Origin of the sequence: Pedobacter sp. (genome assembly GCF_035566355.1) — a bacterium.
Lineage (GTDB): Bacteria > Bacteroidota > Bacteroidia > Sphingobacteriales > Sphingobacteriaceae > Pedobacter.
Genome location: NZ_DATMRL010000126.1, coordinates 1 through 8696, shown reverse-complemented (window position 1 = coordinate 8696; position 8696 = coordinate 1). Strand labels below are relative to the sequence as shown.

Sequence of the window (8696 nt, the reverse complement as noted above, 5' to 3'; positions counted from 1 at the left end):
ATCTCAAATGTACAGGCTTCCCATAGTGATGGCTCTGATGTAGTTTCAGTTCCCTTAAATGCAACGTTTAAACATGGTTTATTTGTCGTGATGAGTGATGATAAGACTTTTCATTATTACAGGTGGGAAGATATTGCGGGTAAACAGTTGAAAATAGCTGGTCAATAAATTTGTTGTCTTTCAGTTAATAGGCTCCTGATGTGAATCAGGAGCCTATTTTGTAAAATTATTGGAATAGTTTGGTTTTACTAAACAGTGTTCACTATATTTGCAGTGTTATTTATTATGGCAATAAAAGATAGAAAAGAGCGGGATAAGCTGGACAGAAGAAAACTGATTATTGAATCGGCTACTAAACTGTTTCTGGAGCAGGGGTATGAAAAAACTTCTATCCGTAATATTGCCGATGATATCGAATACAGTCCCGCAACCATATATCTGTATTTCAAAGAGAAAGATGAAATCTTTTATGTGATCCACGAACAGGGCTTTGAGCTTCTGGGACAGCAGTTTACCTTGTTGAACCAAATTCAAAATCCCTTCGATCGCCTGATCGAAATGGGAAAGACCTATTTGAAATTTGGAGTCGAAAATCCGGATTACTACGATCTGATGTTTATTATGAGAGCTCCACTTGCTGAAATTGAGTGTCATGCCAATTGGGATGCAGGTGACAATGCTTTTCAATACCTTGTTAGAACGGTCTCTGAATGTCTGGAGCAGCAGCTGATCAAAACCGGCGATCCACATATCATTTCAATGAGCGTATGGTCCTTTGTTCACGGACTGGTTTCCTTACGTATCCGTGACAGATTTAAGTCTTTAAATATGGACGATGACCTAAGTGAGAACTTATTACTTCAAAGCCTGGATTATTTTATGAGAAACATAAAAGCTTAAAAAAATTTCTGTTTTAATAAACAGTGTTCACTAAATAACCAATGATAATTTTTTTGAATAAAACCGTAACAATCAAATAACCTTCCGCTCTAAATAAACAGTGTTCATTTTATAAACAATGATTCAAATGAAGTTAATTTTCAAATTAAAAAGAGTCCTGCTGGTTATTCTGATGTATTGGATACCCATGCAGGTCTTTGCTCAAACCCCTCTCCAAACTTATCTGGACGAAGCTTTAAAAAACAACCTTGGCTTGCATAAACAGGATTTTGCTTTTCAAAAAAGCTTGTATGCTTTAAAAGAAGCTAAAGGACTTTTTTTGCCAGACGTGGAATTCAATACCTCGTATTTAACATCTGGAGGTGGACGTAAAATAGAAATCCCTATCGGTGATTTATTGAATCCGGTTTACGGTACTTTAAACAGTTTGACCAGTTCGGGAAAATTTCCACAGGTGGAGAATGTGAGCCAGACCTTTAACCCTAATAATTATTATGATGCAAAGCTTCATACCACACTTCCTTTGTATAATGCAGAGATCATATTTAACTCCAGGATCAGAAAGCAACAGATTAGTTTGCAGCAAGCGCAGCTAAAGGTTTACAAAAGAGAACTGGTTAAACAGGTAAAGCTGGCTTATTATGGTTATATGCAATCTTTACAAGCCCAAAAGGTATTGGAAAACGGATTGGCCCTGGCTATGGAGAATTTGAGGATCAACCAGGCGATGGTTAAAAATGGCAAAGCCATCAGAACAGTTATCAGTCGTGCGGAGAATGAAGTTGCCGGCCTTCGTGCACAGCAGGAGGATGCCAGAGCACAGACCCTCAATGCTGCCGCCTATTTTAATTTTCTATTGAACAAGCCTCTAAACTCCAACATTGAAACAGTGGATGAACGGCCTGTCTTATTGATGCCTAAGGATAGTCTTGAAGGTCAGAAAAGAGAAGAACTGCTGGTGTTAGAATCTGCGGCTCAAGTTAACCAGCTTTCCCTCGGCTTAAGTAAAGCACACGTACTTCCAAAATTATCCACCTTTCTGGATTTAGGTAGCCAGGGCGATTTTATAAAAGTGAACCGCGAAACACCCTATTATCTATTTGGAGTAACCTTATCCTGGCAGATTTTCTCCGGAAACCGAAATCAGAATAAGATACAGCAGGCCAGGTTGGACTTGAAAACTGCGGAAACGGAACTTAACCAGGCAGAACAACAATTGCTGTTGGAAACAGAAACGGCACAGAACCGCTTAACAGCAGCACTTCAATCTTACAAAGCAGCAGTTAGTCAAAGTGCACTTTCACTGCAATATTATAAAGATGAACAAAGACTGTACAAAGAAGGACAGGCACTTTACCTGGAGTTACTGGATGCACAAACCAGGCTGATCAACGACCAGCTTAAAGAAAGCATTGCTTACCTGAATGTGCAAACCAGACAAACAGAACTAGAAAGAGCAAAAGCAAGCTATATACTTTAACCTACAAAGAATTAAAAGATGAAACAGATCAACTATTTCGCTGTGCTGATGCTCAGCACGGCTATATTCACCAGCTGTAAACACCCAAAACCAGTTGAAAAAACAGACAACGCAGTTCCTGTAAAAGTTATTTCTGCAGATGAACTGCAGGAAAGCGAACCTTTGGAAACTTCGGGTCTGTTGTCTTCAGAACAACAGAGTAACCTTTCTTTTAAAACAGGTGGTATCATTAACCGTATCCTGGTAAAAGAAGGAGACCATGTTCGCAAAGGACAGGTACTGGCCTTATTGAATATGACTGAAGTAAGTGCGCAGATGAACCAGGCAGAAGAAACTTATCAGAAAGCAAAAAGAGATGCCCAGCGAATTGCCAATCTTTTTAAAGACAGTGTAAGTACCCGGGAACAGCTGGAAAACACACAAACCAGTTTAGCTATTGCCAAGAAGCAATTAGATATTGCACGTTTTAACAACACTCAATCCAGTATTGTCTCTAATACAGATGGTGTTGTACTAAAAAAACTGGCCAATGAGGGAGAACAAGTTGCAGGTGGTGCACCTGTGCTATTTGTGAGTAGTGTTGCAGGCAAAGACTGGGTGATTAAATGCGGCATTACCGATAAAGACCGGGCCAGGATCAGTGGAAATGAGAAGGCAGAAATTCATTTTGATGCTTACAGTCAAACCTTTTCAGGAAAGGTCAAAACCCTCGCTCAGGGAAGCGATAGTGGTTCTGGTTTATATCAGGTAGAAGTTAGGCTGGAGCAAGGTAATGTTCAGCTGGTTTCTGGTCTGTTTGCCAAAGTGAAGATTTATCCTGCTGGTAAAACAGATCTACTTTCTGTTCCGGTAGATGCGCTGATAGAAGGGAAAAACGATAGTGCTTATGTCTTTACAGCTGTAAATCAAAAGGCACAAAGGAAAGCCGTTAAACTCGCTTATTTGAAAGGAGATAAGGCCTTTATTTCCTTCGGCTTAACTTCTGGAGATCAGGTGATCAGAGAAGGATCGGCTTATCTTACAGAAGGCTCTTTGGTTAGAATCATTAAATAATTAAAGATCAACAAGATGAAATTACCTGAATTCGCAGTAAAAAATTATCAGTTTACACTCATTGTCTTTATTGCCGTATTTGCACTTGGGCTGTATTCTCTGTTTACCATGCCCAGAAGCGAGGATCCGGAAGTACATGCACCGCAATTTACTGTGGTGGTGGTTTATCCGGGAACAAGCCCTAAAGATATGGAGCAACTGGTGGTGGATCCAATGGAAAAGAAAATCCATGAACTGGACGATATTAAACATGTAACCACCAATATTAGTGATGGACTTGCTGTAATGCAGGTGATTTACAAATACAGCTCCAATACGGATGACAAATACCAGGAGGTGGTGAGAGAGATCAACAGTTTGCGGGGAAGCCTTCCATCTGATATCGTGGATATTCGGATAGAAAAGCAAACGCCTTCTGATGTCAGTATATACCAGTATGCACTGGTGAGTGAAAATGCTTCTAATACTACACTGAAAAAATATGCAAAAGACTTAAAAGAAAGACTTGAAAAAATAAAGGCATTAAAAAAGGTAGCTTACGCAGGTGTTCCTGAGCAGCAGGTAAATGTGAAATTGAACCTGCAGAAAATCTCTCAGGAAAAATTGACCCAAAATCAGGTAATAGCTGCTTTACAAAGCGAGAATGTCAATATACCTGGGGGCAGCATCAGTATTGGCAATAGTAAAATGAACATCAAAACCAGTGGAAACTTTGCCAATCTGGAAGAAGTAAAAAATACAGTGGTCTATTCTGCACAAGGGAAAGTTGTTTATCTCAAAGATATCGCCGATGTGAATTTGGGTTATGAGGATGAAACCCATATTACGCGTCTAAATGGTTACAGGTGTAGTTTTGTGAATGCCAGCTTAAAGGACAAGGAAAACATTATCGCTGTTCAGGATAAGGTTGCCCCGGTCATAGATGCATTTAAGAAGGAATTGCCTGCCAATATAGATTTAGTTAAAGTGTTTGATCAGGCTAAAAGTGTTGACGTACGCCTTTCACATTTTACCCGCGATTTTGCTATTGCTATTTTGCTGGTACTGATTACTTTATTGCCTTTGGGTACCCGGGCCTCTGTCGTTGTAATGATCTCCATCCCACTTTCTTTGGCAATAGGATTAACTTTAATGAATTTACTGGGCTATAATATCAACCAACTCAGTATTGTAGGTATGATTGTTGCACTGGGCATCCTCGTGGATGATAGTATCGTTGTGGTTGAGAATATTGAACGCTATTTGCGAATGGGCTATAGTAAGCTGGAAGCTTCTGTGAAGGCAACTTCGCAGATCGGTATTGCCGTAGTTGGATGTACAGTATTGCTGATCTTTGCTTTCTTGCCAATAGTGTTCCTTCCTGAAGGTGCGGGTGATTTTATAAGGAGTTTACCACTTTCGGTTATTACGACTATCCTGGCTTCTATGGTGGTTTCTTTAACAGTAGTGCCATTTTTGGCTAGTATTATTCTTAAACCGCATGAAAGTGAGGAAGGGAATTTTCTGCTGAGGGCAATGAAAAAGGGAATTCACACCACCTATGGAACAGTATTAAATAAGGCGCTAAAACATCCGGCCATTACTTTAATGATTATCGGAGGGATATTTATAGCTTCACTGGCTTTAGTACCTGTAATTGGAAGTAGTTTGTTCCCTAAATCGGAAAAGCCGATGTTTTTGGTAGAGATCGAAACCCCGGAGGGTACAAACCTGGCGACGACCAATAAAGTAACCCGTTATGTGGAATCTGTACTAAAGAAAGTACCTGAAATCAGTTCTTTTGCCAGTAACGTTGGAAAGGGAAACCCAAGGATTTATTATAATGTTGGACAGCATAACGAGAGTGAAAACTATGCAGAAATCTTTATCCAGGTTGAAGGTTTGCAGACAAGGGAAAAGGTTGCAGTGATAGAGAAATTAAGGCAACAGCTCAAGGATTATCCGGGGGCTACAATCAAGGTGAAGGACTTTGAACAAGGGCCGCCTGTAGAAGCGCCGTTAGCTTACCGCATCTATTCAGATGACTTGGCTGCTTTGCGCAAAACGGCTTTTGATGTGGCTGCCCTGATCGGCAAGGTTGATGGGACCATCTATGTGAATAATCCTTTATTAGTTAAACCAACTGATCTTAAAGTAACTATTAATAAAGAGAAGGCGGGAATACTTGGTGTTGCTTCTGCAGATATAGACAAAACAGTGAGGCTTGGAGCTGCAGGATTAAATGTAGCCACTTACCGGGAGGATATAGGGAAGGCAGATAACTATAATGTGAATGTTTCTATTCCAAGAAATGCGGACATTCAGGATGTGAGCATATTTGACCGTTTGTATGTCCCATCTGCTTCGGGTCTGAACATACCTTTTAAAAATGTAGCCTCTGTTGGATTTGAAAGTTCTCCTAATCAGATCCGGCATTACGATAAAGACAGATATGTAACCATTTCCGCATTTGTAAAACCGGGTTATAATGTACAGCAACTGGACCAGCAGATTACAGCACAGTTAAACCAGTTTAAATTTCCTAAAGGTTTTTCTTTTAAAGTTGCGGGCGAGAAGGAAAGTAAAGAAGAGAGTTTTGGAAACCTGGGTATCATTCTTATTGTTACGGTATTTGGATTCTTAGGTGTACTGATCCTGGAGTTTAAAACCTTTAAGAGCATTCTGATTGTGCTCTCGGTAATCCCTTTGGGAATTGTTGGGGGCCTGATTATGCTTTATTTTGCTGGAGAAACGTTGTCGTTTACTGCCACAATAGGCTTTATAGCCCTGGTAGGTATTGAGGTCAAAAATTCCTTGCTTGTTGTAGATTTCACCAATCAACTCAGAGCACAGGGACGAAGTATAGAAGATGCGATTGTAGAAGCAGGTGAGATTAGGTTTGTCCCTATTTTGCTGACCTCTTTAACTGCAATTGGCGGGTTATTGCCTTTGGTGATTGAATATAGTGAATTGTATTCGCCACTTGCACTGGTCTTAATTGGCGGTTTGATCAGTTCTACTTTACTGTCCCGTTTGGTGACACCGGTCATGTATAAGTTGTTGCCGCCAGTTGTGGTGCATGAGTAAAAAAGGCCCGTTGAGTTATAACTCAACGGGCCCTATTTATTTTTTATGTGATTTTGGTCTCATTATAGGTTTTTGTTCGGGATATCCCACCACAATCTGGTACCGCCATTATCTGCACCTCCACCAAGTAAGGAAACTGCTTTTTGTACCTCTGCTGTATTCTTTTTGTACTCATCATCAGAAAATGGTAGTCTTCTGATTTGGATATCTGTATCAATAAGGCCACCGCTTGCGTTGTTAACTACAGGAAATATCTTGGGATAACCCGTACGTCTGAATTCTGACCAGGCTTCCTGGCCATCTGGAAAAATTGCAATCCATTTTTGAGTAATGATTTTCTCCAGTTTTATTTGCTTAGAAGCAGCTTCATCCCATTTAACGGTTGTTTTACTTAATAATGGCGAACCTGCAGACACATTATTGGCTGTTTTGTTTAATGGGTCAGCGTAAGTCGCCTGCGTACCAGTATCATTTGAAATATAAGCGTCTACACCATTTGCGCCATATTGTGCAAACGATAAACGTATGCCCTGTTCATAGAATGATTGTGCCGTGCCTCCCATATTCCAACCTCTCAGGGCACCTTCTGCACGTAGAAATGAAACTTCAGCAGCACACATATACTGTACAGGACTGGATTCAGTTAAATTAACTGATGATAATTTTGTTTCATAACCCAGGCCTTTTGTTGGTGCCCCAGCTCTGACACCTTTATAATCACCAGCTATATCTGCTGGAGACTGAAAGTATTTTGTTAACCGGTCATCATTATATCCCTTTAGTATAGACTCTATAGAGGCATTCATACGCGAGTTTTTGTAAGAAATATCAGCAATATATAATCCATTGGATGTTGTAATGCCTTTGCCTCCAATAACTAAGGCATTGTCTGCCTGCGTAGTTAAGAACGCTTCTTTACCATCAATTCTCAATGCTGCTGCCTCTTCTGCCTTTGTTTTAGCGAGAGAAGGATCTATGTAAGCGATGCGAATAGCTAATCTTAACTTTAAGGAGTTTGCAAACTTGATCCACTGCTTATAATCGCCATTGTATACCAAATCGAATTTGCTCAAAGCCTTATCATTGGGTACTTTAACGACATAGTCACTTAATAATTTAATTGCATTATCAAGATCTTGAAAAAATGAGTTATATACAGTTTTCTGATCGTCGTATGGTGTGGTTAACGCATTTGTTCCGAATTTGCTATAAGGGATAGGACCATAAATATCGGTAACCCTGTGCATACCTTCTACCTTTAGAATATCCCCAACTGCACCTACTTGCGGAGCAGCAAACTGTTTGAGTTTTTTCCAGTTCCCCATAATCCCACTATAGCCAACTTTAAAAGGCCAAAGGTTCCAACCTACATTTAAATTGTAATTTGCATTAAATTGGCCATCGAAACCAACCGGGCAAAAATATCCGGAAAATGCATCTGCATTTAAATTCTGTTGAATCTGATAAATATAATTCTGGTCCAGAAGATTATAAAAAACGTTAACCTGCATGGTTGGTATAAATGTGCCGGCCCCTGTATTGTCTTTTAATAAATCGGCATCAGATAATGCATTTGGATTCGTATTGTACAGATCATAATCCTTTCTACAAGCGCTAAATAACGCTACAAGCATCACTGCAAAAATTGCACTACGCTTCGTGAGTTTATTTAAATATTTCATATCTCTTAATATTATAAAGTAACTTTTAAGCTAAAACCTATACTGCGAAGACTGGGCGAAGAAAAGTTTTCAAAGCCCTGGAATCCATTTCCGGTTAAGGTTATTACTTCAGGATCAAATGGAGCTTTATTATAAATCATCCATAGATTTCTTCCAATTACTGATAATTGAATGTTTTGAATTTTATTATTGAATACCTTTGCTGGCATGCTGTAACCAAATGCTAACTCACGCAGCCGGATATTGGTTGCACTGTAAACATAGGTTGGCGACAATTGGCTTGAAATAGTTTGATAATAATCTTTTGTAATATCGTTATTATTATACTTCATGCCACCGTTGTCACGGCTTTGAGCTGTTCTTTGTGACATGCCATAATTATCCAGTTTCATTTCCGTATTTGACATTACATTACCTCCAAAACGGCCATCCAGCAAGAAACTCAGGTTAAAGTTTTTATAATGCAGGTTATTACCGAAACTTAGCAGGTATTTAGGATTAACATTTCCAACAAA

5 protein-coding genes and 1 pseudogene are annotated in these 8696 nt (G+C 39.5%); 4 read left to right on the top strand and 2 right to left on the bottom strand.

Annotated elements, in window-relative coordinates:
- The first annotated feature begins 285 nt into the window (after positions 1-285).
- The 4 genes from VNZ46_RS04970 (at position 286) to VNZ46_RS04955 (ending at position 6499) form a co-directional block, all read left to right on the top strand.
- Positions 286-900, top strand: a complete 615-nt coding sequence (locus VNZ46_RS04970; protein ID WP_199083077.1) for a TetR/AcrR family transcriptional regulator — start codon at positions 286-288, stop codon at positions 898-900.
- A 127-nt stretch (positions 901-1027) separates the two neighbouring features.
- On the top strand, positions 1028-2380 hold the full coding sequence (locus VNZ46_RS04965) for a TolC family protein (RefSeq protein WP_325559022.1): 1353 nt from the start codon (positions 1028-1030) through the stop codon (positions 2378-2380).
- Between the two features lie 18 nt (positions 2381-2398).
- Positions 2399-3433 carry an efflux RND transporter periplasmic adaptor subunit gene (locus tag VNZ46_RS04960; protein ID WP_325559021.1) on the top strand — a complete coding sequence of 345 codons (1035 nt, stop codon included), beginning with the start codon at positions 2399-2401 and terminating at the stop codon, positions 3431-3433.
- Between the two features lie 15 nt (positions 3434-3448).
- The gene (locus VNZ46_RS04955) at positions 3449-6499 is read left to right on the top strand and encodes an efflux RND transporter permease subunit (RefSeq protein ID WP_325559020.1); all 3051 of its coding nucleotides are present in this window, start codon (positions 3449-3451) and stop codon (positions 6497-6499) included.
- Between the two features lie 62 nt (positions 6500-6561).
- Here VNZ46_RS04955 and VNZ46_RS04950 read toward each other — a convergent pair whose 3' ends face one another.
- Entirely contained in the window at positions 6562-8181 is a 1620-nt protein-coding gene (locus VNZ46_RS04950) for a RagB/SusD family nutrient uptake outer membrane protein (protein WP_325559019.1), read from the bottom strand.
- Positions 8182-8192: 11 nt separating this feature from the next.
- A pseudogene (locus tag VNZ46_RS04945) lies at positions 8193-8696 on the bottom strand (SusC/RagA family TonB-linked outer membrane protein); the annotation flags it as partial.